This window comes from Scandinavium sp. M-37 (assembly GCF_043558715.1).
GTDB lineage: Bacteria > Pseudomonadota > Gammaproteobacteria > Enterobacterales > Enterobacteriaceae > Scandinavium > Scandinavium vulneris_A.
In genome coordinates this window covers 1-22,482 of record NZ_JBIGIN010000026.1, presented here as the reverse complement: position 1 = coordinate 22,482, position 22,482 = coordinate 1, and the positions used below count along the sequence as shown (strand labels likewise).

Sequence of the window (22,482 nt, the reverse complement as noted above, 5' to 3'; positions counted from 1 at the left end):
GGAATGCATGACATGCTGAAATCATTAATGGTTGTTGCGATAGTTTTCTCCGGACTACCAGCTGATGCCGCCTTCACGCAGTTGTCAGCGCCCGTGGTGCCAGAGAAAACAGATAAGGCTCCACATACTCAGTCCGTGGTACCGCTGTCTGAAGCGGTATTTCCTGTGGTCTCAACCCGGTTGAAACCGGGCCCGGTGGCGACGCGGGCGGTGGCATTGCCGGGAATAACGCCTGTGTTCCTGATCGGGGATGACCCCCGGTCTGTACAGTGGCTGGAGGCGCGACAGTCATATCTTCAGACCCTGAATGCTACGGGGCTAGTGGTGAACGTGGCCACGCCGGCTCGCTTTCGTTTTTTGCAGCAACGGGCTGGCGGGCTGACGCTGTTGCCCGTCAGTGGTGACGATTTTGCACAGCGACTGGGACTGGATGCGTATCCTGTGATGGTGACCGACAGCGAGGTATCGCAGTGAGTAATCGTTATGTGATTGAGACGTGGTTGCGTCCGGCGGTTGAATTCTGGAGCGCCATCACGGGAGTGGCGGCTGCCAGCCTTTGTGTTCTGGCTCCCTGGTCGCTGATGCTTGCACCTGCCGTCAGTTATCCTCTGGCCGCCGGTTTCATGGTGTTTGCCGCAGTGCGTGGCAGGCAGGGACTGATGGTGCTGCGCTTTCGTCGCAATATCCGGCGCCTGCCGCGTTATACCATGAGCAGCCATCAGATCCCGGTCAGCCGTCACGGATTGTTTATTGGCCGGGGGTTCCGCTGGGAACAGCGGCACACTCAGCGTCTGGTGGCCTGTCGCCACCCGCAGGTTGCGCATTATATTCGTCCCGGCGATTTGTATCGCCTGGCAAGACGACTGGAAAAAGCATCGGATCCCAGGCTCCCGCGTATCCGATCATTACTGGCCCGGGAACACTGGCTTAACCCGGTACGACCACTGCCACCGGTTGGGGGCAGTGCGCTGTTGCACGGCATCGAACTGGATGAAACGGATGTGACATTACCTTTGGTAGAGCGTGTCGGACATACGCTGGTTATGGGGACGACGCGGGTCGGGAAAACCCGCCTGGCAGAGGTGTTCATCACTCAGGATATCCGACGCGGGGAAGTGGTGGTGGCAATTGATCCGAAAGGTGACGCTGAGCTGCTCAGACGCATGTATACCGAGGCAAAACGGGCCGGTCGCGAGGATGAATTTTATGTTTTCCACCTTGGATGGCCCGATATCAGCGCCCGCTATAATGCAGTGGGGCGGTTTGGGCGAATTTCTGAAGTCGCCAGCCGTATCGCCGGGCAGCTTTCGGGCGAAGGCAACTCTGCGGCTTTTAAAGAGTTTGCCTGGCGGTTTGTGAACATAATCTCCCGCGCTTTGATTGCTCTGGGTCAGCGTCCGGATTACCTGCAGATCTCCCGCCATGTTATCAATATCGACGAGCTGTTTATTCGCTATGCACAGCATTGCCTGCCGGGTAAGGATCCAAAAGCCTGGCAGGTGATTGCGCAGATAGCCGGCAAAGTGAATGACCGTAACACTCCCCGCAATTTACTGGGGCGTGACCGCCATGTGGTCGCTCTGGAACTGTATCTGGCCGCCACCCGGATCCACGATCCGATCCTTGAAGGACTGCGTTCAGCAGTGCGCTATGATAAAACCTATTTTGATAAAATTGTGGCCTCACTGCTCCCTTTGCTCGAAAAACTGACTACCGGTAAAACCGCGCAATTACTGGCCCCGGCTTACAGCGATCTGGACGATCAACGTCCGGTTTTCGACTGGCAGCAAATCATCCGCCAGCGCGGGATTGTATATGTCGGGCTGGATGCGCTGTCCGATCCTGAAATTGCCGCCGCGGTGGGAAATTCCATGTTTGCCGATCTGGTGAGTGTGGCGGGATATATCTACAAATTTGGCATCAACGATGGTTTGCCTGCCAGCGGAGAGCCGGAAAAAATCCCCATCAATCTGCACTGCGATGAGTTCAGTGAACTGATGGGGGATGAATTTATTCCACTCATTAATAAAGGCGGTGGTGCCGGTATACAGGTCACTGCCTATACCCAGACGCTTTCTGATGTTGAAGCCGGAATTGGCAGCCGTGCCAAAGCCGGGCAGGTGATTGGGAATTTTAATAATCTGATCATGTTACGTGTGCGGGAGACGGCAACCGCTGAGCTGCTGACTGGCCAGTTACATAAAGTTGATGTGCAGACCAGTACGGTGGTTTCCGGAGTGACGGATTCATCGGATCCCGGGTCGGGGACGGATTTTACCAGTAATACCCAGGACAGGGTGAGCCTGATTAGTGTCCCCCTGATCGATCCGGCAGCTGTTATTCAGCTTCCAAAAGGGCAGGCGTTCGCGCTGCTGGAAGGCGGGCAGTTGTGGAAGGTCAGGATGCCGCTACCTGCTGCTGATAATGATACCATGATGCCGGACAATATTGCGCAACTGGCCGCTTCCATGGAGGCGCATTATCATACCGGCGAAAAATGGTGGAATAATGCGACACAGCCCGAGGCTGTGTCGGATAATGCCGCCCTGCTGAAAGCGTTGCAGGAGGGGCTTGATGAGTGAGTTATTGCCAGTTCAGCCACCGCAACAGGGGCTCATCAGCAAAGTGCTATCGTGGGCAGGGCGTGTGATAACCGCACTGGTGGTCTCATGGTTTTTCAGTCTGATGATGGAGTGGGTGGGGATCGCATTTATCTGGCCTGAACGGGGGGCTGAGCACAGTCGTCTTATGATGAATACCGAGCTTGCCTGGTTTGCCACCAATGTGCAACACAGCCTGTTGAGTGCTGATCCTGTCGGGCAACTGAACACACTGTTACAGCAGACCTGGCAGTGGTTGTTCGCCGATTCCCGGGCCATACTGTGGCTTGAAAAAATGAGCAGACGCCCTGACGGGGATATGTTGCGCGGACTCATCGTGTACGCGGAAGCGGCGGTTTATGTTACGCAGACCTTCGTGTTGCGGGTGTTTATTCTGTTGCTGACCGCACCGTTGTTTGTGCTCGCAGCCCTCACTGGGGTGATTGACGGACTGGTGCGCCGTGACATCAGGCGGTTTGGTTGTGGGTATGAATCAGGGTTTATTTACCACCATGCAAAACGGATCGTGTTACCGATATTTTTCCTGACGTGGATTATCTATCTGTCATTGCCTTTTTCCGTTGCCCCGTGGGTGATCCTGCTGCCATCGGCTTTTTTATTCGGTTTATCGGTTAGTATTGCCACGGGTTCATTTAAAAAATATTTGTGATTACTGCTTTTTATTAGATTTCCGTTTTCTTTTTTTCTCCTGTCTGTATTTCGCTTTTTCTTTCTGCGCTTCTTTGTTCCATAATTCCGCAATTTCCTCCAGAGAGTGTGGGAGTCCCAGCCTTACCAGCCATGGAGTCGCAAGCGCAGAGATAACAGGGGATATTTCTACTCGCTGCTTTTTTGCATAAAAAGTAATATGTTTCGCAATAAAATAAACTGTTAGTGAGACAGAAAAAATGGTGACCTGCATCCATAAAGACTGAATAAGGTTGTAATCGCCTTGTGCAACAAGGATGTTCTCATAAAGAAGATAAGCCGACAGTGAACCTGTGAATGCAAAAATCCAAAACGCACCTGCTTTGGGGTATTTCTGTCTCCCAATTTTGAAAGTGAATAACTTCAGCAGGGCAACATTACCAAATGCCAGCAACCCGAAACCCGCCATACTGATTTCAGTTGATGAGTTCGTAAGGTGCAGTCCGGCGAAATGGTAGAGGATGAAAAGATATAAAAACAATGCCATCAGTACACTCAGGTCGAACATTGTCTCCCTGTATAACTCACGCATATATTCTGAACTTTTTCCGAGCATTGCCATTATGGCATCATATAAGAATATTAACATGACAGTCCAGGTGGATGAAGGAAGTGTATACCTGAATGTACCTTCTGCAATATGCAAAAGCGAAGTGTTCATATCTTCCAGTGAGAAGGGCCAGGGGGAGTATCCGGGAAAAGCAAGCTCAGTCCATATTATGTTGACAAGGAGAACAATGATGATGACAGGAAATATCATGCTGTAACTGTACCTTTTATTCTGGTTTTATATATTCCGATTAAAATGTTGGGCTCATATGCGAACCGGAACGCATCACTGCGCTATTCTACAGGGATAGTGAAAATTATTCAGAGGTATTCTGACCACGGGTTTTGCTTTCGGGCATAACAAAGCGGCCCGGACCCGGTGTGTCGGGGCTGCGGTGGTTGTTTCGTGGCATTGTCAGCCGTTTTTGTACTGTGGTGGCCCTGGGACGGACTGGCGCATATTTCCGTTAAAACGTATAAAATGCCGCGCCAAATCTTTTCCAGGTTGCAAAGAGTTTACTACAGCATCCTTCCTATCATCACGGCACCCTGTGGCTCTTCTCTCACTGTCACCGGGGTGTTATATGAAAATCCCTTTCTTTTTTGTGCTGTCGGGTCTGCTGTTGGCCGGCACGGTATCGGTCGCTCATGCCACTGAGCAGGATAATCTGGCTCTGCTGCTGTCCCAGCTCCGATTACTTGATGCCACACTTCAGCGGGCTGAGAAGCAGGCTACCGTCGAGACGGACCCGCGTTTTTATTTCGATTACTCGCAGGCATATGCCGATATTCAGGCAATGCGAAACGGCATTAAGCACTACCTGACACCTTCACGTGCCCAGCCCCGTCAGGTTTTGCCTCTGGCTGGTGCGTACCGACAGGAGCGCAAACCATGACGGAGGTTCAGGAAACGGCATTCAGGGCCGGGAGTAGCGCAAAGTCTGCTGACGTGAATCTGGTGTTCCTTTCGCTGCTGTGCGCCGGGTTGTTTGTCTGGGCAGCCTGGGTCTGTCTGCGTGCCTATCGTGCATTTGCGCATGGCGCAATCTCCCTTAAACAGCTTGGTGGCATTGTGTCCCGCACAACCCTTCTGCTGCTGGTGTCTTTCTGGCTCGTTCTTGGCTGAGGAAAATTCTGATGAATAAACAAAATGGTGTGCATCGTCTGATGTATCTCATGGTGGTCCTTCCGCTTTCGGTTCGGGCTGATCTGCCCCAACTGGAAGATCCGTCGCGCGGCAAGGGCAGCGGCATTATGGATACGCTCAAAAACTATGGCTATGACATGGTGATCCTGATGTCGCTGGCCATTTGCGCTGTGGGTTTTCTGGTGGTCGCCAACAGCTGTATTTCAACCTATTCGGAGATCCAGAATGGCAGAAAACAGTGGAAGGATCTGGGTGCCATGGCGGGCGTGGGGGCGATTCTGTTGGTGATCATTATCTGGTTGTTGACCCAGGCCGGGGAGGTGTTGTGATGGGGCTGAGTATTGATTTTTTGCCCGATCGTCTGAACCGCGAGCCTGTGGTTTTTCGTGGGCTGACCACCACGGAGCTCTTTGCGGCCCTGTCCATCGGACTGGTTGTCGGGGCACTGTTGGGGAGTTTTCCTGCGATCACCCTGGGCATATGGGCGCTCATTCCCTCCGGTGCCGTGGGGGGAGGCGCTTTACTGGTTCTGACCGGGGGACGCTATATGGCCCGTCTGAAGCGGGGGCGACCTGATACCTGGCTTTATCGCAGTATTGATGCCTGGTTTTCCCGTCATGGGCTCGGGTCTGATGAACTGGTCCAGCGCAGTGCCGTCTGGTCTGTTCGAAGGAGGGCCTTGTGATGAGTCGCTTCAGACATGCGCTGGCTGCGCGTGATGCCCATATTCTGACACTGCGTTTTGCCCTGGGGACTGCTCTGGTGGTCTGTGGCGGCCTGTGGTACGGCTGGCAGAGTGCGCCTGAAGAACTGACCATTCATAACCCTCCTGATTTACGCACGGGCAGTACTCGTCCCTGGTGGCAGGTGGCGCCTGGCGAAGTGTATGCCTTCAGCTTTTATATTTTCCAGCAACTGAACCGCTGGCCGGTGAACGGCGAGACAGATTATTCGCGTAACCTTACGGCACTTTCACCCTATCTGACACCAGCCTGTGAGGTGCAGTTGCAGGAAGATTATCGCCAGCGTCGTGAACGGGGAGAACTGCGTGACCGTGTTCGTGGAGTGTATGAAATACCAGGCCGGGGCTTTCAGAACAGCCGGGTGACTGTGCATAGCCGTAACAGCTGGACGGTGTCGCTGGACCTGGCCGTGGATGAATATTATCAGGCTGAACCGGTGAAACGGGCACTGGTGCGTTTTCCTCTGCGCGTGGTGCGTTATGACGTGGATGCGGAGAAAAATCCATGGGGTCTCGCGCTGGATTGTTTTGACGGGCAACCACAAAAGCTGGAGGCAGCTTCTTCACCTTCACGACAGAGGCCCGGGGAGATACCTTCATGATAAAACGCCTTTTTATATTGTTCCTGCTGGTGGGGGGATATCATGCCAGCGTGAAGGCCACTGAAATGCTGCAGTGGAAACGCCTGCCGCTGTCGGTGACGCTGCACTCCGGGCATGAACGGGTGATTTTCGTCAACCGTAATGTACGGGTCGGTTTTCCGGCTGCTCTTGACAGTAAACTGCGGGTTCAGAGCAGTGGTGGTACGGTATATCTGCTCGCCCGTGACGATTTCCCGCAGACCCGTCTGCAACTGGTGGATATGGACAGCGGTGAACTGATCCTGCTGGATGTCAGTGCGGCTCCCGGTCCTGAGCTGGAACCTCTTGAACTCCGCTACAGCGGGACGGTATTTCGCAGTGATAAACCCACCCGTACTTTACCGGAGGAGCCGGCCACGACAGCCTCCACGCCGGATACCGACACGCTCCCCAGACCAGTGCAACTGACGCGCTATGCCGCCCAGAGCCTGTACGCGCCATTGCGTGCCGTGGAGCCGGTAGCCGGAATTACGCCTGTTCCGGTACGGTTACCGACGGTGGTATCCACACTTTTACCCGGTGAACCCGTTGTCAGCACTCCACTTGCGGCATGGCGCCTTGAGGACATGGTCGTGACGGCGATAAAACTACAGAACCAGGGGAGGAGTGTGGTGTCGCTTGACCCACGCAACCTTCAGGGGACATTCCTGACGTCCACATTCCAGCATTCCTGGCTGGGGGAAAAGGGGACCTCTGAGGATACGACGGTGCTCTATCTGGTCACTGAAGGTGAGGCTTCGCGGTCCCTGCTTCCGGAGCCCGGAGACGAACTGCCTGCGACGAAAAACGTGGGGAAATAATATGCGACTGAAATCAAACCCTTTACTGAAAATTCTCGGGCCGTTACTGCTGGGCGGCGCTGGTTTTGTTGGGTTGAAAGCCTGCTCGCCTCCGACGCCGGGGACGTCGGCTTCGACAGAAGCGGTGGTCGCCGATCTCAGTGACGATGAGCTGAAGGCCCTTGGCATCGACGGGGATACGCCACGGGACACGGTGGCCACCCTGGTGGGGCAGATGAAGCGCTATCGCAGGGAACTGGAAGCCGTACGTGCTGACAGTGCCAGTCTGGTAAAAGAAAATCAGCGTCTGCGACAGCGTGACAACAATGTCGATAATCGCATCAATCAGGCACTTAGCCGGGAGCGGGAAACGCTGAACAAGGCGATGCAAAAACAGCAGGCCTCACTGCTGGACAGTTTTCAGCAAAAACTGGCGCAACTGGATCCGGCAAAATCACCGTCTGCTGATGAGATCCCCGCAGGGCTGGGTCTGGATGACCAGAGTCTGCCTGAAGATGCCATTCGCTGGGTGGAGCCTGCTGACGCAATGCCGGTGGACAAGCGCGGGCAGAGTGTGCCGTCGGTCAGATTTCCGTCCACCTTTACTCTGGCTGACGATAACCCTGTTTCTGAGCAGAAAGCCGCATTGCTGGCGCAGGCGGAAGGTGATCGCCAGCCTGAGGAGGCGAAGCCCGTTTACACTCTCGCACAGAACAGCACGCTGACCGGCTCGGTGGCGATGACGGCACTGCTGGGGCGGGTGCCGGTGGGAGGGACCGTCACCGATCCCTATCCTTTCAAAGTGCTGATTGGCCGTGACAACCTGATTGCCAATGGCATTGAACTGCCGGATGTGGAAGGGGCTGTCATGTCCGGTACCGCATCCGGCGACTGGACACTCTCCTGCGTGCGGGGCACGGTAAAATCCATCACCTTTGTGTTCCGTGACGGCACCATTCGCACCGTGCCGAAGGCCGATGAAAAGGCAGACGGCAGCAGTAGTCGTAAAGCCCAGGGCAGTGAAATTGGCTGGTTGTCCGATCCGCACGGGCTACCGTGTATTCCGGGTGAGCGTAAATCGAATGCGGCGGAATATCTTGGTTCGCAGTTTTTGCTGGCGGGGTCATCGGCGGCGGCCGATGCTTTTGCCAACGGGCAGACCACCACAACCGTGGACGGGGGCTCGGTAACCTCGGCGGTCACGGGGAGTAGTGGCCAGTATGTGCTGGGCCAGGCGCTGGGTGGCGGGCTGAAGGAATCCGCTGACTGGTTTAAACAGCGTTACGGGCAGACCTTCGATGCGATTTATGTTCCGCCTGGTCATCCGGTGGCTGTTCATATTACCCGCCAGCTTCCCATTGATTACGAACTGCAGGGCCGCAGGGTGAAATATTCACCGGTATCCTCCCGTAACAGGAGTCTTGACTGATGAAGATATTGTGTAAGTTCCCCTTTTGTTTCAGCACGTTTTTTATCGTGTGTGTGATAACAGGGTGCAGCACGTCGCAGGAAACGTTGCTGCCGGTGGATGAGAACACCACCATGCTGTCACTCTGGGGCCGACAAACGGGCGGTGCGCAGGCACTGTACGATGCCCGGCAACAGTTGCGGCGGCCTGTGGAGGATATTTCGGCCCCGGAGCAACAGCGTTACAGCCGCACGGCAGAAAATGACATTTATTCACAGTTTACCCGCCTGCCGGATCCCGACATGGTGATGTACGTGTATCCGCATCTGACGAGTGAGAGGGGCATACCGGTGCCGGGTTACAGCACCGTGTTTCCGTTCTATGGGAAGGTTCATTATGCCCTGCCGGGCGAACGCACGGAGGCATTGTGATGATACAACGTACGGCACGCCCACGAACCGGGCGACTGACGCAGCAGGAAGTCGATGCTGGCTACCACAAAGGCCCGTCGTTTGCCGATCATTTGCCGTGGGTGGAGTTTTTGCCCGATTCAAAATCACTGTTGCTTGATGACGGGCGCTCGGTCGCCGCGGTTTATGACATTCGACCGGTTGGCACGGAAGGGCGCTCACAGCAGTATCTGGCAGAGATCCGTGATACGGTGAAAGATACACTGCAGGACAGCTTCGAAGAGACAGATACGCATCCGTGGGTGGTGCAGTTTTTTTGCCAGAACGAGGATGACCTCAGCAGCTATTTGCAGCAGTTGCGCAACTACGTGACGCCTGCCGCCAGAGGTTCAGTGTTTACCGAGGCCTGGCTGTCGGTGATGGAACAGCATCTGGGCGGTATCAGCAAACCCGGTGGGCTGTTTTTTGATGATGTGGTGACACAGACGCCGTGGCGCGGACAGGTTCGTCGTATCCGGATGGTGATATATCGCCACGTTCCGGCCAGGCCATTACGTACTGACGAATCACCGGAACTGGCGCTGAATGATGTCTGTGAGCGTGTGGTGGCGGCACTTAGTGGCGCTGGACTGCAGATGGTGCGCCAGAATAAAACAGACATTCAGCGCTGGCTGGTACGCTGGTTTAATCCGGCCCCGCAGGCTGATGACTACCAGGCGTTTTATGATGCAGTGACGCAGTCTGATGAAGACGAGACTGATGCTCAGTCCCGCCGCTACTGGCAGATTTTGCTGAATCCCTGCTGTTCAGTGAGCCGGTCTCGGATGTGGTAACCGGCACCTGGTCCTTTGATGCCCGGCCCCACAAAGTGGTGGTAGTTGACCGGCTGCGCAAGGTGCCATCAGTCGGTCATCTGACCGGTGAGAGTCGTAAGGGCAAGGGAATTAATGCCCTGTTTGATTCGCTGCCTGAGTCCACCATCATGTCGCTTACAATGGTGGTGCATCCTCAGGATGTGCTGGAAGCGCACCTTAGCCGTCTTTCTGACAGGGCTATTGGTGAAAACAGCGAGTCGGAGTACACAAAACGAGACTGCCATGAGGTTAAAGCCTGGCTAAAGGACGGGCACAAGATGTACCGCAGTACGCTGGCGTTTTACCTCTCGGCATCCGATATGCCGGCGCTGAATAAACAGGCCCGGGAACTGAACAGCGTACTGCTGAACGCGGGTCTGGTCCCCGTGCAGGACAACGACGAAGTGGCCCCACTCAGCAGTTACCTGCGCTGGCTACCGGCAAACTTTGATCCGGCGCGGGATAAGCGGCATCTCTACACTCGATTTAACTTCGTCCAGCATATTGCTAACCTGCTGCCCGTGTTTGGCCGCGAAACGGGCACCGGACATCCTGGTAACAGCTACTTCAACCGTGGCGGTGAGCCGCTGGTTTTTGATCCGCTCAATAAAGCTGACCGCGCCAAAAATGCACATCTGCTTTTGCTGGGGCCCACCGGGGCCGGAAAGTCCGCGACCCTGAACGGTAAAATTGCGCAGCTGATGGCGTTGCACCGCCCCAGGTTGTTTATCATTGAGGCCGGTAACAGTTTCGGGCTGATGGCGGACTATGCCGCCCGCCATGGGCTCACCGTCAACAAAATCAGCCTCAGACCGGGCAGTGGCGTGACGTTACCGCTGTTCGCCGATGCCTGGCGGCTGGTGGACGGCGGGGTCAGCGCCGAGGTGCCGGAAGACGAAGATCCTACGGAGCAGGAGGGCGATGACCAGCGCGACATTCTCGGTGAAATGGAGATCACCGCCCGGTTGATGATTACCGGCGGAGAGGCCAGAGAGGATGCGCGTCTCACCCGCCCTGACAGGGCGATGATCCGCCAGGCTATTCTGGATGCGGCTGCTGTTTGCCACCGGTCCGGTCGCCAGACGCTGACGCAGGACGTGCGCGATGCGCTGTTTACGCTTGCGAAAGACGCAACGCTGCCGGAAAGTCGCCGAAGCCGGGCGTATGAGATGGCTGAGTCCATGAACCTGTTCTGCTCCGGGTTCGAAGGTGAGTTGTTTAACCGTGAGGGACAGTCCTGGCCGGAGGCGGACATCACCCTGGTGGATCTGGCGACCTTTGCCCGGGAAGGGTATGAGGCGCAGCTTGCCATCAGCTACATCTCGCTGATTAACCACATCAACAACCTCGGGGAACGTGACCAGCATCTGACCCGGCCCATTGTTAATATCACCGATGAATCGCACATCATCACCGTCAATCCGCTGCTTGCGCGTTTTCTGACCAAAGGCTCCAAAATGTGGCGCAAACTCGGTATCTGGCTGTGGCTGGCGACACAGAACCTCAGTGATTTCCCGGATGAGGCGAAGAAGTTGCTCAATATGATTGAGTGGTGGGAATTGCTGGTCATGCCCCCGGAAGAAGTGGAGCAGCTTGAGCGCTTTAAGACGCTGACGCAAGCGCAGCGGCAGCTGCTGCTTTCCGCCAGCAAGGCCCCGGATAAGTATACCGAGGGGGTGGTGCTGGCGAACAATATTGAGGCACTGTTCCGGGTAGTCCCCCCCAGCCTGTATCTGGCGCTCGGGATGACCGAAAAGCATGAGAAGGCAGAGCGGGCGCAACTGATGCGTGAGTTGGGACTCAGTGAACTGGATGCTGCGATTGCGGTGGCCCGCAGGCTTGACCGGGAGAGAGGAATACAGGATGTTTGCGATCAATCTTAAATGGCATTGATCTGAATTAATTAAATTTCGATTGGGAGGTTTCTCGTAGAAGGCGCTTTTTGCGTGCGTAAACTTCACACGACGTTAACTGCCGTATACGGACCCGTATGTACGATGGTGCGGGATCCGCTTCCGGCGTCCTGTATTGACAGAACGGTTGAGCACACAGGGGGCCTGCTCAGTAAAACTCAAATACGCTCTTCCGCTCCAGTTCTTCACGCCATGGGACAAGGTATTGTCGCAGTACTTTCAGCGAGCGCAACGTGGCATGCTGCTGGTTTTGTTCTTCTGTCATACGTAACAGAGCACTGGCATGCTTTTTGAACCGGTTATTGATGGCCCTGTCTGTTTTACCGCCCAGTTTGTCCCAGATAATGCCGGGCAGTGTGTGGACATCGGAGATGTTTGCCAGTTCATGCTGAAGCTCCTCAACGCGACGCTGTAGCAGCACATTGATAGCCGGCAGGGCGGTATCGCTGAAGGCATAGTCTGGATCAACGTGTTCGCGGAACATCTCAATGAGGGTCCAGATATCATTTGTCTGACGGGCTTTTGACAGCGTGACCATGAGATCGTGGCGGTGCGCTTTTTTTATCGGATCGGGTTCACGATCCGGATGTAACTGGCTTGCCAGCTTTTTATACATACGGGTGATTTCTGCCGATTTCAGCGTGATGTCGGGAACATCCACAGGTTCGTGTTCACCAAAGAAACGGGCATCGTCGAAAACATCCTCATCACGGGGTTCGCCCGTGTTTTCTGGCTGGTGGCGCATCGTATCGAAGATAATGTCCGGGTCATTCATCATTCTGAACAGGTCATCGTCGCTGAGACCATTATCGCTGCCAAAGATCTCCCTGAGCTCCTGGCGAAAATCATCGATGTCACCGTCGACGGGTTTGTTCTCCGGGACGTCACTCAGGGCACTGAGTTGCTGGCGCAGCGCATCTAAATCCAGCCGATCGTTAAACGGGTGATAAAAGAGTTCTTCAAGCTCTTCGTCAAGCCAGATAAACAGGGCTGCCCTGTCGCGTTGGCTCAGGGATTTTTTGCCGGCAAAGGCGAGTAACCGGGATGTTTTGTCATAAACAGCCTGAAGGTACTGATGCTCCAGCGGCAGAATGTCCTGCATAAAGCGGGCGACAACCCGCTCCTGTTGCTGACCGCGACGGGAAATCTCCGCTGTCAGACGGTCAATCGTTTCCTGAAGCGTATGGTATTGCTGTCGGGGACCGCTGAGCGGAACGCTCTGTTCCTGTGAGGTATTGACGAGTCTGCTTTGTGCCATCCGTTCGCTCTGTTGTGCCTGTGAGGAAGATAGTGTCCTCAGCATACAGGTTACCATAAAACGTCAGGCCATGGCCGGAAAGGAACAAAACTTTTGCAGGCCAGACTGAGTTTTCTGCTGCAACCCCTGTGCATTACGCATTCAATCCCCGGACAGACACACTGACCGGGAGACATTACATGACGCGTCATTTTTTCATTTCACTGCTGGTTTTAGTTTTTACCGCCTCATCCGTGCCGGCGCAGACGGTGATTTACACCACCCCGGACCATCCGGTGCAGGCGCCTGAACAGGGCGTGGTGGTCCAGGTACTTGAGGATGTGGCACAACTTGAGCGGTCGCTGTTTCCGACGCTCTCCGATAATCCACAGCAGGCAGAGCAACAGGCCCGGCTGCGGATGCAGCAGCCGGACTGGAAAACGCAGGAGGCCCGTCTGACGCGGGCATATCAGGCACAGATGGATGCGCGTGCAGCCGGGGTCACCCGCGTGCCGGCAGTGGTGTTTGATAATCAGTCGGTGGTGTACGGCACCACGGATGTGGCGCTGGCCCGAAAGATGCGGGACGCCGGACTGGAGGCGACGCCATGAAATGTCGCCGTCAATTGCTCATGACATTGCTGATGGTGACCCTGCCCGCTGGGGCCATCACCACGCCGCAGATTATTGCCTCCGCGTTGTCAACGGACTGTCTGCAGTACCGGGTAGTGGGCGTCTGCTACTGGCTGCTGTGCACGCCGTTTGGCTGCGCGGTGAAAACGTCGGTGAAAGTGAAGCACAATCTGCCGGAACTGGTGGTGTCGGCCTATAACTTTCCGGGTGATAACCCGTGGCGGGAGATGGCGTTTGCCGGCAATCCGGTGCCGGGGGCCGAAGGTGGCGGTAACACAACTTCGCGCATCACAAACAGCCAGACGAATATTCGCTTTAAAAATGCCGATGCGTTCGGACATCCGGCTGACGGGGCCTTTTACCGCTTTCTCAGCAGTTTTGGATACAGTTGCAGTGGCAGCAGCGTGCCGTTGCAGCCCTATTTTGTCAGCACGCCAGACAGCCTGGCCTGGCGAAGTGGTATCCCGGAAATACTGTATCCGGAGGCGCTGACGCCTGGCCTGCGTGAACTGGGTGAACCGGGCGACCTGTGGGGCAATATTTATCCCCGAAGCGGGGCGCTGGGGCAGACGAATGATTACAAAGCGGCAGCGGTCATGGCACAGCGAGCGGCGGATATCGTCACCCGGACCGGGCAGCCGCATGTCTATCTGCCGTTGACTGCCTCATCTCGTCCGGGTTACTGGCCGCCCGTGCCCGTACTGGAAGGGAAACAGGGTAACCATACCTGGCAACGCCTTGCCCCGAAGATAAGCACCACCTGCGCCGTTTTTCCTGACCATCCCGCGACCATTGACTGGACTGACCGTTATTCCGAAAACGGCAGTTACGCCTGGGCGTTGTGGCGGCCTTATGCCTGCTGTCAGCGCCGCGGGCAGACCTTCCTTGGCAGTACCGGAGGATAATGATGAAAACCACGAAATGTACATCTGTCCGCCCGGGGATAACCCCCGTTCCGGCACTGACCGGAATACTGCTCTGCCTCTTTGTTCAGAGTGCACTGGCGGCAGAGGAGCACTATGGCCTTGATGAGAAAGGGGCGATTGCTGATGCGCTGTACTACCAGATTGGTGGCGGGTCAGTTATCACCCCGGCGCTGACCCGGCGAAAGCCGTCATTGCTGAATATGCGGGCGGGCTGGAACGCTGACCTGACCTGCGGCAATTTTGATATCAGCACCACGGTGCGCAACCAGCTTAACGGCGTGACAGAGGGGTTTCAGCAACTGATGGGCAGTGTCATTCAGAATGCCACCGGAGCTGTCGCCAGCCTCCCGGCGATGATAATCCAGCGCGCCAATCCCCAGCTTTACGATTTACTGACCAACGGGGTGCTGCAGGCGCGGGTGGACTTCGACAAGGCCAAACTCTCCTGTCAGGCGATGGCGGAGAAGATGACCGACTTTGCTTACGGTGCCGGCTGGACCCAGAGCGCCAGAGCCGAGAACTACCAGTCGGTAGCGGCAACGGAAACCGACGCCGTCCGGGCACAGAAGAAAGTGGAGAAAGAGGCGGCCAGCAGGGGCAAAACCTGGGTGGGCGGACAGCGCCGCGGCGGCAGTGGCCAGCCACCGATCAAGCTCACCGCCGACACCACAAAAGCCGGCTATAACATCCTGAACCAGCGCAGTGTGACGGACAGCAGCAGTATCCCTGAGTCCGACTGCCAGGGGGAACTCTGCCGGGTCTGGCATACCCCGGAGGCCGCGGCTGCATGGATGACCCGTGTCGTGGGGGAGCAGAACATCAATGTGGCACCGGATAACGACGCTTCCGGGAATGGCAGCCAGAAAACCGGCGCACAGGCCGGCGTGGGGCTTACCCCTTTGATAGCGGAAGAACAAAAGAACATCTCCACTGTCCTGGCAGACCTGGTCGGTGGCCGCCTGAGACCCACCCCGGAAAATCTGGCAAAAGTCTCCGGCGGCAGTCTGCAACTGACTCGTGGGGTGGTGGAATCCCTGCGTGATGAACCGGATGCACCGGTACTGGCTGAGCGTCTTTCCGGCGAGATGGCGCTGGCCCGGGTGATGGAGCAGGCGCTGATGGCCCGACGCACGCTGCTTGCGGGGATGCGAGAACCTAATATTGCGGCAGAGAAGGAGGCACAGACCCAGTTGAGCCAGACCACGGCACAGCTGGACCGGGAGCTGGACCAGTTGCGGCTGGAGCTTGAAATGCGGCGGATGCTGACAGAGAACGCCGGGACCACCATTCTGGCCCGCAGGGCGGAACGGGATATGACCCGGGGCAGGGATGTCCGCACTGAAGATGACGGTGATGTCCGCGTCCGCGACCTCAGCACTCCGCAGGAGGCGAAATGATGCGGCGGAAACTCAGAATGATGCTGATAACGCTGACACTGCTGACCGGAGCCCTGTTTCTGAACGCTGCGGTACTGCGTTATCTTGCCCCGGCCCTTTCCGTACCGCAGTTGTTGTATCAGGCCCGTTACGGCCTGCTGGCCTGGCGGCTCTGTCTGTATGCCGCCATCACGGCGCTCTGGTGGCGTCTGTATCACGGCGAAACACCGCTTTCCCGGCGGCAGATGAAACGCACCATGGCCTGTTTTCTGGTGCTGGTGGCACTGAGCGAATTCAGCACGCTGCAACAGACCGGAGGTGAAAGATGACGGCGAACAGCTATCTGGAATATGTGCTCACGGTGCTGGGGTGGGTGGTCAGTAACGGTATCTGGGATACCATCACGTCCACCGGGCTGTTTGCCCTGCCGCTGCTGATGAAACTTATCGCTCACGTGCTGAAAGCCCGTGAGCAGGGGGCGGATGAGGGAGATGCGGGCGGTCTGACGCTGGCCTGGATGGAAAATACAGTCTATATGGCGATGCTGGTGGTGATGTTCACCTGCGTACCGCTGCTGGATGTGGACATCACCCAGATGCGGCTGAATACGGAACGCGCCAGACAATGCAATATCACCGTGCCGGCGGCACCGGAACGTTCCGGTTACGCCCCGCTGGTGAATGATATTAGCGGACAGGTTGCCCGTGTGCCGATGTGGTGGTATCTGGTGCATGCCATTTCAAAAGGCATCACCCAGGCCGCCACCGCCACGCTACCCTGTAAACCGGATTTGCGGCAACTGCGGTTTGATGTGCAGCATACCAGTATCAATGACCGTATTCTGAGCCAGGAATTACAGGATTTTACGTTTGAATGCTACGCCCCGTCGCTGGTTCGCCTGAAGCAGCGCGGTGGCGAACTGACGTATGATGACGACCAGAATGTGTCCTGGCCGGGTTCATCACTTTTTCTGACGCAGCCGGGGTTTTATGACACCGATCATGCCCGTACACCCAGAAGCCGCTGGTCGTATGACAGTGAGCGTGATGCGGGACTGGTGAACAACGGACAGGGAGGTTATCCGACCTGCAAACAGTGGTGGTCGGACGCTGATATCGGGCTGAAGGCTCGTCTGCTGGCGAAGGTCAAACCGGATGTGTGGCAGACGTTTCGCAGCATGGGAGCCCCGAAAGCGGTTCAGGAAGAAGTGGTGCTGCGTTCCCTTGTCAGTGGGCGCAATACGCAGGTATCACAGGACGGGCAGGTTTATGCCGGCTACGGCGGTGATGTGGGGGGCTCCTTTTTCCACGGTATTACCCGGGGGATAGCCACCGTGGGCAACCGGCTGACCGCGATAGCGGCTTTTCCGGCGTTTGATTCACTGCGCCAGGCGCTGCCGATGGTACAGGCGATACTGCAGATGGCGCTGGTGATCTGCATCCCGCTGGTAACAGTGTTCTCCGCCTACAGCGTGAGAACCGTGATGAGTCTGACGTTTGCGCAGTTTGGCCTGATATTTCTGACGTTCTGGTGGGAGCTGGCACGCTGGCTGGACAGTACGATGCTGTCACTGCTTTATGACAGTGACACCCATAGTGGCTGGAACCTGGCCGGGATACAGAATGTGCAGGACAATATGATCCTGCAGTTTGTGATGGCGACGATGTTTCTGGTGCTGCCGGCCTTCTGGATTGGAGCCATGGGTTGGGCTGGAATACAACTGGGTGACGTTGTTAATAGTGCAATGAAAGTGGGAAGCCTTCCAGCACAGCAGGCGGGAGGGAAAGGTGGAGAGGCAATAAAGGGAGCACTAACAAGTCTGATCAACAAACTCCGGTAATATTGCTTATAACCTTATTAGTGACTGATTTTCATTCCATCAATATATGCAGCAGGGCCATTTGGCCCTGCGACTTCATAGCCGTCACGGGTTTCATCATATGGGTCATACACCTCAGTTGGTTTAACCATTTCAACCAATAGATCCCGGGCAAGATCACCGGGCGTGTAATTCTCTGTGCCGGGCACCTTCTGGCTGAGCCATTCCATCGCATTACGAGTCTGCTGGTGTAATATATCGCTGAGTGTTTTTTGTGACATGATGATGTGCCCCCGATTTCGTTGCATAACATCACTGTAGCGATAGGTCGAAAAATAGCCAGTGTTTTTTCTTGTTTCCGCGATATGATTATGAAACACAATTCTCACAGGGTGCCGATCCGCGTTTTCTGCCTGAAACGCTGGGGATTGCCAATGCCAGTTACTGGCAGGAATATCGTGGTGAAAATGACGGAGATAAACGTCCGATTGATTCTGTCCGCGCAATATCGGCAGAAAAACGAACGAATACGACGTAGAAAATGGGAGATCTCCTTCATAATAAATCGGCATCTGAATGCAGACATATTACCGCGTCAGATGCCGGATAGTATGGCGGGCCCATTATTATCTTTTCTGATTTATTCCCAACAAACAACATACAACAAACCAAAAGGTAAAAGCCAAAAGGCTAAAATCAAAGGGAAAGGCTATTAAGGGATAACAGGCTTACCCGAAAAGGTTTAAAAACCAAAAGGCATCCTCTCCGGCAACATTTCCTGTTTTCATTAAACTCGCACTTCATTAATTGTTTCTTTGTGAAGGTGAGTTTATTGACGAGATTCTGCTGATTTTTCGTCAGAGTGTTCCTGCATTCATTCTTATTGTTTCTCATGAAAGCAGGAGATAACCATGATTATCAGTTTTATCAGCCAGAAAGGCGGAGTGGGGCGTTCAACATTAGCCCGTGCTACCGCAGTCGAAAGTGTCCGCGCAGGAAATGATACTCACCTCGCAGATCTGGACGGTCAGCAACAGACCAGTGCCAAGTGGGGGGAACGCCGCGATAAGGCGGCAATTTATCCGTCGGTGGAAACAGGTGTATACCGTCGCCACGATGTGGCGTTGAAAGCTGCCAGCAATTATTCGTGTCTTATTGTTGATACCCGCCCGTTTGCTGATATTTCCTCACTGGAGATCGCCCGACAGTCTGATTTGGTGGTGCTCACGACCGGCACATCCGTGGACGATCTGGAACCCTCTCTGCTGCTCGGGCATGAGCTGGTGCATAAAGGTGTGGCACATCACCGACTGCTTTTTGTTGTGGGGAAGGCACCAAGCCTGGCTGAGGGACGTCGCGCCATTGAGACCATTACCGCCTGGCAATTTTCCTGCCTCGGTACATTTCTGGTCTTTAAAGCAGGCTACAGCATTACGCTGGATGCCGGGCAGGCTATCACTGAGACGTCCTGGAAAACCCTGAACCGCCGGGCCAGAAATATTGTGAACGATATTCTTGCGCGCGCCAGACAAACAGGCTGCTGAGCCGTATCTATTGACATCATGAATTGCGCAATATTTGTATTCATGAATTTCGTGTTTCATTCACTTGGAGGCTGAGTCTGTGCCCAAAAAAGCATCGCTGAAAATATCACCGGTTGTTCCCCGACCTCTGACCGCTACGCTGACAGACTATCGTGCAGGGACGACCCGACCGCTACAGATTCGTATTGATCCTGCTCTGCACCGCGAAATCAAACTGGTGGCGACCGAACAGGGAAAAAGCATGACGGTGTTTCTGCTGGAGTGTTATCACTTCTGGCGCAGCATGAACAAATGAAAGGTTGTTTTCATGAAAGAGTGCTTTACAGGCTTATGGGCGCAGATCAAAGGGAGGGGAGGCAAACTTTCATCGGAAGCGGTTCCGGACGAAGGCGCTGGGGAAACGCATCCATCTGGCTGGTTTCGCCCTCAGAATGCCGGTGTTCTGCTTTCAACACCGCTGCGACGCCAGTTAATCAGGGTAATCTGGCAACGTACTTCACTCCCTGCACCCTTGTTCGGGCAACTGTACCATAAGCCACTTGCCCGTTTTGCCGAGCGGGTACAACTTCTGCCTGCCTCTGAGTATCACCATCACGCTTATCCGGGAGGATTGCTGGATCATTCTCTGGAGGTGATGGCATTTGCGGCAAAGTTACGCCAGCGCTGTTTGCTGCCACCGGGTGCTGAACCGGAGGATCAGGCCCGGGATGCAGAAGCCTGGACGGCAGGAGTGTTATATGCCGCGCTGTTGCACGATTTGGGGAAGGTGACGGCAGACATGGAGATTGTCACCGGGAGTGGCGCCTCCTGGTATCCATGGATGGGGGCACCGGCAGAGCCATACCGACTGACTTACCGCCGTCCGCGTGATTATCATCTGCATCCGGTCGCAGGCAGTATAATGGTGACGCAAATTCTTCCTGTCTGCGCGCTGAACTGGCTCGCCCGGCAGCCGGACCTGTACGCTTTATTTTTATACTGCATCAGCGGTCATTATGAGCGTGCGGGTGTAATTGGTGAGCTGGTTCAGGAAGCTGATAAAGCGTCGGTGGCAAAGTTTATGGGCGGGAAGGCAGAGAATGTGCTGAACCATCCGCAGCCCTCACTGGCGAAACAGATGCTGATGGCGTTACGTGACCTGGTACTGACGCAGTACAGGCTGAATAACCCGGAGTCGGGATCTGATGGATGGCTGACTGATGATGCCCTGTGGCTTATCAGCAAGACAACCGCCGACAGGATCAGAGCTTGGTTGTTGCAGCATGGTGTGATAAGCGTGCCGGACAACAATATCCGTCTGTTTGATGAGATGCAGTCATATGGTCTGATAATACCAACCCCGGAAGGGAGGGCCATCTGGTCCTGTGATATACGGGCCGATAAGGGGTGGGCACCTTCCATGCCACTGACGGTGCTGAAACTTTCTCCCGACCGGATATGGCCTGATCCCTCGCAACGACCCGCCGTATTTTCCGGGCAGGTCGTTCCGGCCAGTGCCCCGTCTGATGTTCCCGGCGAACCTGTATCTGATACCGTCCTGACAGAAGAGGAGGAGGATGCCTGTACTTCTCTTGCGCTGTCGCTTTTTACGCCGGCAGAAGATGTAAAACCGGAGCTGCTTTCAGCGAAGTCTCAGCGAGCTGAAACACTCGCTTCGACAACATCGCCCGCTACGGCAGCCCCCTCAGCTTTAAAGACATCGTACACTACCGGGGCAACAGTTCCCCCTCAGATGTCTGAATCTACAGGCGGTCAATTTATCAGATGGTTGCAGGACAGGGTGCAAAAGCAACAGATACTGGTGAATGACCCGAAGGCTGCGCTGCATATGGTCGACGGCCTGGTATTTCTTGTGACTCCGGAGATTTTTAAGCTCTATATGAGCAGCACTGATGGCACGGCTGGTGAAGAATGGCGATCGGTTCAGCGAAGCTTTCAGCGGCTGAGGTTACATTCCCGAAATGACGAAGGCCTGAATATTTTTACCTGCATTGTGGAGGGACCACGTAAAATCCGGTACGTCAAAGGGTATCTTCTGTCTGAGCCGGGGATGATTTTCGGTGACACCATTCCGGAAGATAACCCCTTCCTGTCGGTGTGGAACAGGCAGGCCGATGGCTCTGTATCATTACATGCATAGCTGGTAGGGTGATATGGGCAGAAAAGCAGGTGCCGGCGCACCTGCTGAGATATCAAAACGGCATTAACGAGGGGAATGTTGCCGTGCATGGAGATAGGGGGCGACATAACTGATCTTGACCCGCAATATCCAAACTAACCCCGCTTTGCCACGGGACTGCCTGCGTTGCCTAGATGATGCGTGATCTGATCCTGCCATTCAGCAAAAGTTCGATTTATTCATAGATGGTCGCCTCCTGTTTGCCTGGCTAAATATGTTGTGGTGGGTTTGCAGGTCATCAATTGCAGCCATAGATCCGGACTTTGCCGAGGTGATGTGAAACACCTCTGTTCCTGATGGTGTAGTGGTTTACTGAATTTGGCCACCTGAACAGAGGTCATAGAGACCATGCGTATTGGTAACTTTAAACGTTTTTTCGCCAGGTTAGGCGGCGCGGATTTTGCTGTCAGTCAAAGCCATTGCGGGTTTCTCAGTTTATCGAACTGAGATGAACCCGTAATCTGACCCAAAAAATTTGAGTTACATAGCCATAACTGGATTTGTATCGAGAAGATTTCCCCATGCTAACCTATTGAATAAAAAGACATAGAAAAGCATAGGAACAAAAAATTGGTGCCCGGACTCGGAATCATACCCGAGCTTAACCCATTGTTCCATTTTGGTTTCATTGAGAAGTTGTTGGAACAGCGCCCCCACTAAAGCCCCCATAAAAAATCGCTTTGTTTTTGCGATGATTGTCACGACAATATCATTTTTGTTGCCGGATGGTCGTGATCCTAAATAGCGGCGTCTAATACCGCTACACTTTTGCCAGACCATGCTTTCTTCCGGGGAACGGGCTGGCGGTTTCCATAAAATGACGAACTTTCCTCAGTAGTTGCCGCATTAGAACGACACTGATGATTGCGCGTTATTGTGTCGTGAAGCGCCTGCCACAGTCGCTCTACGTGGTTCACCCACGGCGAATAAACCGGCTGGTAAATCACGCTGAACTTCGGGTTCTCTTTCAGCCAGCGCTGCGTTTCCTGGCTTTTGTGAATGATGTAGTTATCCACGA

23 protein-coding genes and 2 pseudogenes are annotated in these 22,482 nt (G+C 54.9%); 20 read left to right on the top strand and 5 right to left on the bottom strand.

Going from position 1 to position 22,482, the window contains the following annotated elements:
- The first annotated feature begins 12 nt into the window (after positions 1–12).
- Genes ACG0Z5_RS17405 through ACG0Z5_RS17395 form a run of 3 tightly spaced genes read left to right on the top strand, consistent with a single transcriptional unit; the run spans position 13 to position 3,270 of the window.
- The gene (locus tag ACG0Z5_RS17405) at positions 13–474 is read left to right on the top strand and encodes an integrating conjugative element protein (protein ID WP_394449683.1); all 462 of its coding nucleotides are present in this window, start codon (positions 13–15) and stop codon (positions 472–474) included.
- Positions 471–2,582 (top strand): type IV conjugative transfer system coupling protein TraD, encoded by a 2,112-nt coding sequence (gene traD / locus ACG0Z5_RS17400; RefSeq protein ID WP_394449681.1) that lies wholly within the window; start codon positions 471–473, stop codon positions 2,580–2,582. Before ACG0Z5_RS17405 ends, traD begins: the two co-directional genes overlap by 4 nt.
- The gene (locus ACG0Z5_RS17395; protein ID WP_394449679.1) at positions 2,575–3,270 is read left to right on the top strand and encodes a TIGR03747 family integrating conjugative element membrane protein; all 696 of its coding nucleotides are present in this window, start codon (positions 2,575–2,577) and stop codon (positions 3,268–3,270) included. The genes traD and ACG0Z5_RS17395 overlap by 8 nt, the downstream gene beginning before the upstream one ends.
- Here ACG0Z5_RS17395 and ACG0Z5_RS17390 read toward each other — a convergent pair whose 3' ends face one another.
- On the bottom strand, positions 3,271–3,969 hold the full coding sequence (locus ACG0Z5_RS17390) for a hypothetical protein (RefSeq protein ID WP_394449677.1): 699 nt from the start codon (positions 3,967–3,969) through the stop codon (positions 3,271–3,273).
- Positions 3,970–4,441: 472 nt separating this feature from the next.
- Between ACG0Z5_RS17390 and ACG0Z5_RS17385 the strand changes: the two genes are divergently transcribed.
- The 9 genes and pseudogenes from ACG0Z5_RS17385 (at position 4,442) to ACG0Z5_RS17345 (ending at position 11,721) form a co-directional block, all read left to right on the top strand.
- On the top strand, positions 4,442–4,753 hold the full coding sequence (locus tag ACG0Z5_RS17385) for an RAQPRD family integrative conjugative element protein (protein WP_394449675.1): 312 nt from the start codon (positions 4,442–4,444) through the stop codon (positions 4,751–4,753).
- Complete coding sequence (locus ACG0Z5_RS17380; protein WP_394449673.1) at positions 4,750–4,983, top strand: TIGR03758 family integrating conjugative element protein; 234 nt, start codon at positions 4,750–4,752, stop codon at positions 4,981–4,983. Before ACG0Z5_RS17385 ends, ACG0Z5_RS17380 begins: the two co-directional genes overlap by 4 nt.
- Before the next feature lie 41 nt (positions 4,984–5,024).
- The gene (locus ACG0Z5_RS17375) at positions 5,025–5,333 is read left to right on the top strand and encodes a TIGR03745 family integrating conjugative element membrane protein (RefSeq protein WP_394449770.1); all 309 of its coding nucleotides are present in this window, start codon (positions 5,025–5,027) and stop codon (positions 5,331–5,333) included.
- Positions 5,333–5,689: a TIGR03750 family conjugal transfer protein gene (locus ACG0Z5_RS17370; protein ID WP_394449671.1), complete on the top strand. Its 357-nt coding sequence runs from the start codon at positions 5,333–5,335 to the stop codon at positions 5,687–5,689. The genes ACG0Z5_RS17375 and ACG0Z5_RS17370 overlap by 1 nt, the downstream gene beginning before the upstream one ends.
- Positions 5,689–6,348 (top strand): PFL_4703 family integrating conjugative element protein, encoded by a 660-nt coding sequence (locus tag ACG0Z5_RS17365; RefSeq protein ID WP_394449669.1) that lies wholly within the window; start codon positions 5,689–5,691, stop codon positions 6,346–6,348. The genes ACG0Z5_RS17370 and ACG0Z5_RS17365 overlap by 1 nt, the downstream gene beginning before the upstream one ends.
- Positions 6,345–7,187 carry a TIGR03749 family integrating conjugative element protein gene (locus tag ACG0Z5_RS17360; RefSeq protein WP_394449667.1) on the top strand — a complete coding sequence of 281 codons (843 nt, stop codon included), beginning with the start codon at positions 6,345–6,347 and terminating at the stop codon, positions 7,185–7,187. Before ACG0Z5_RS17365 ends, ACG0Z5_RS17360 begins: the two co-directional genes overlap by 4 nt.
- A 1-nt stretch (position 7,188) precedes the next feature.
- The gene (locus ACG0Z5_RS17355) at positions 7,189–8,595 is read left to right on the top strand and encodes a TIGR03752 family integrating conjugative element protein (protein ID WP_394449665.1); all 1,407 of its coding nucleotides are present in this window, start codon (positions 7,189–7,191) and stop codon (positions 8,593–8,595) included.
- Positions 8,595–9,005: a TIGR03751 family conjugal transfer lipoprotein gene (locus ACG0Z5_RS17350; protein WP_394449663.1), complete on the top strand. Its 411-nt coding sequence runs from the start codon at positions 8,595–8,597 to the stop codon at positions 9,003–9,005. The genes ACG0Z5_RS17355 and ACG0Z5_RS17350 overlap by 1 nt, the downstream gene beginning before the upstream one ends.
- Positions 9,005–11,721, top strand: a pseudogene (locus ACG0Z5_RS17345) (conjugative transfer ATPase). Before ACG0Z5_RS17350 ends, ACG0Z5_RS17345 begins: the two are co-directional and overlap by 1 nt.
- A gap of 178 nt (positions 11,722–11,899) precedes the next feature.
- Here the strand turns inward: ACG0Z5_RS17345 and ACG0Z5_RS17340 are convergent.
- Positions 11,900–13,054, bottom strand: a complete 1,155-nt coding sequence (locus tag ACG0Z5_RS17340) for a hypothetical protein (RefSeq protein WP_394449661.1) — start codon at positions 13,052–13,054, stop codon at positions 11,900–11,902.
- A gap of 134 nt (positions 13,055–13,188) precedes the next feature.
- Here ACG0Z5_RS17340 and ACG0Z5_RS17335 point away from each other — a divergent pair, with 134 nt between their 5' ends.
- From ACG0Z5_RS17335 to ACG0Z5_RS17315, 5 genes are read left to right on the top strand one after another with little or no spacing between them, the layout of a single operon-like run.
- On the top strand, positions 13,189–13,599 hold the full coding sequence (locus ACG0Z5_RS17335) for a TIGR03757 family integrating conjugative element protein (protein ID WP_394449659.1): 411 nt from the start codon (positions 13,189–13,191) through the stop codon (positions 13,597–13,599).
- The gene (locus ACG0Z5_RS17330; RefSeq protein WP_394449657.1) at positions 13,596–14,525 is read left to right on the top strand and encodes a TIGR03756 family integrating conjugative element protein; all 930 of its coding nucleotides are present in this window, start codon (positions 13,596–13,598) and stop codon (positions 14,523–14,525) included. Before ACG0Z5_RS17335 ends, ACG0Z5_RS17330 begins: the two co-directional genes overlap by 4 nt.
- Positions 14,525–15,943 (top strand): integrating conjugative element protein, encoded by a 1,419-nt coding sequence (locus tag ACG0Z5_RS17325; RefSeq protein WP_394449655.1) that lies wholly within the window; start codon positions 14,525–14,527, stop codon positions 15,941–15,943. Before ACG0Z5_RS17330 ends, ACG0Z5_RS17325 begins: the two co-directional genes overlap by 1 nt.
- 17 nt (positions 15,944–15,960) lie before the next feature.
- Complete coding sequence (locus tag ACG0Z5_RS17320; RefSeq protein ID WP_394449653.1) at positions 15,961–16,251, top strand: hypothetical protein; 291 nt, start codon at positions 15,961–15,963, stop codon at positions 16,249–16,251.
- Positions 16,248–17,762 (top strand): conjugal transfer protein TraG N-terminal domain-containing protein, encoded by a 1,515-nt coding sequence (locus ACG0Z5_RS17315; RefSeq protein ID WP_394449651.1) that lies wholly within the window; start codon positions 16,248–16,250, stop codon positions 17,760–17,762. The genes ACG0Z5_RS17320 and ACG0Z5_RS17315 overlap by 4 nt, the downstream gene beginning before the upstream one ends.
- 17 nt (positions 17,763–17,779) lie before the next feature.
- On the opposite strand, the gene ACG0Z5_RS17310 is transcribed toward ACG0Z5_RS17315, so the two are convergent.
- The gene (locus ACG0Z5_RS17310) at positions 17,780–18,313 is read right to left on the bottom strand and encodes a hypothetical protein (RefSeq protein ID WP_394449649.1); all 534 of its coding nucleotides are present in this window, start codon (positions 18,311–18,313) and stop codon (positions 17,780–17,782) included.
- 339 nt (positions 18,314–18,652) lie between these two features.
- Here ACG0Z5_RS17310 and ACG0Z5_RS17305 point away from each other — a divergent pair, with 339 nt between their 5' ends.
- The 3 genes from ACG0Z5_RS17305 to mobH all read left to right on the top strand — a co-directional run bounded on the left by ACG0Z5_RS17305 (position 18,653) and on the right by mobH (position 21,425).
- Positions 18,653–19,285 (top strand): ParA family protein, encoded by a 633-nt coding sequence (locus ACG0Z5_RS17305; RefSeq protein ID WP_394449647.1) that lies wholly within the window; start codon positions 18,653–18,655, stop codon positions 19,283–19,285.
- A gap of 79 nt (positions 19,286–19,364) precedes the next feature.
- Positions 19,365–19,580: a toxin-antitoxin system HicB family antitoxin gene (locus ACG0Z5_RS17300; RefSeq protein WP_394449645.1), complete on the top strand. Its 216-nt coding sequence runs from the start codon at positions 19,365–19,367 to the stop codon at positions 19,578–19,580.
- A 12-nt stretch (positions 19,581–19,592) separates the two neighbouring features.
- Entirely contained in the window at positions 19,593–21,425 is a 1,833-nt protein-coding gene (gene mobH, locus ACG0Z5_RS17295; RefSeq protein WP_394449643.1) for a MobH family relaxase, read from the top strand.
- 519 nt (positions 21,426–21,944) lie between these two features.
- On the opposite strand, the gene ACG0Z5_RS17290 is transcribed toward mobH, so the two are convergent.
- Both ACG0Z5_RS17290 and ACG0Z5_RS17285 read right to left on the bottom strand, forming a co-directional pair.
- Positions 21,945–22,244 carry a hypothetical protein gene (locus ACG0Z5_RS17290; RefSeq protein WP_394449641.1) on the bottom strand — a complete coding sequence of 100 codons (300 nt, stop codon included), beginning with the start codon at positions 22,242–22,244 and terminating at the stop codon, positions 21,945–21,947.
- Positions 22,225–22,482: pseudogene (locus tag ACG0Z5_RS17285) on the bottom strand (transposase); the annotation flags it as partial. The pseudogene ACG0Z5_RS17285 and the gene ACG0Z5_RS17290, both read right to left, overlap by 20 nt.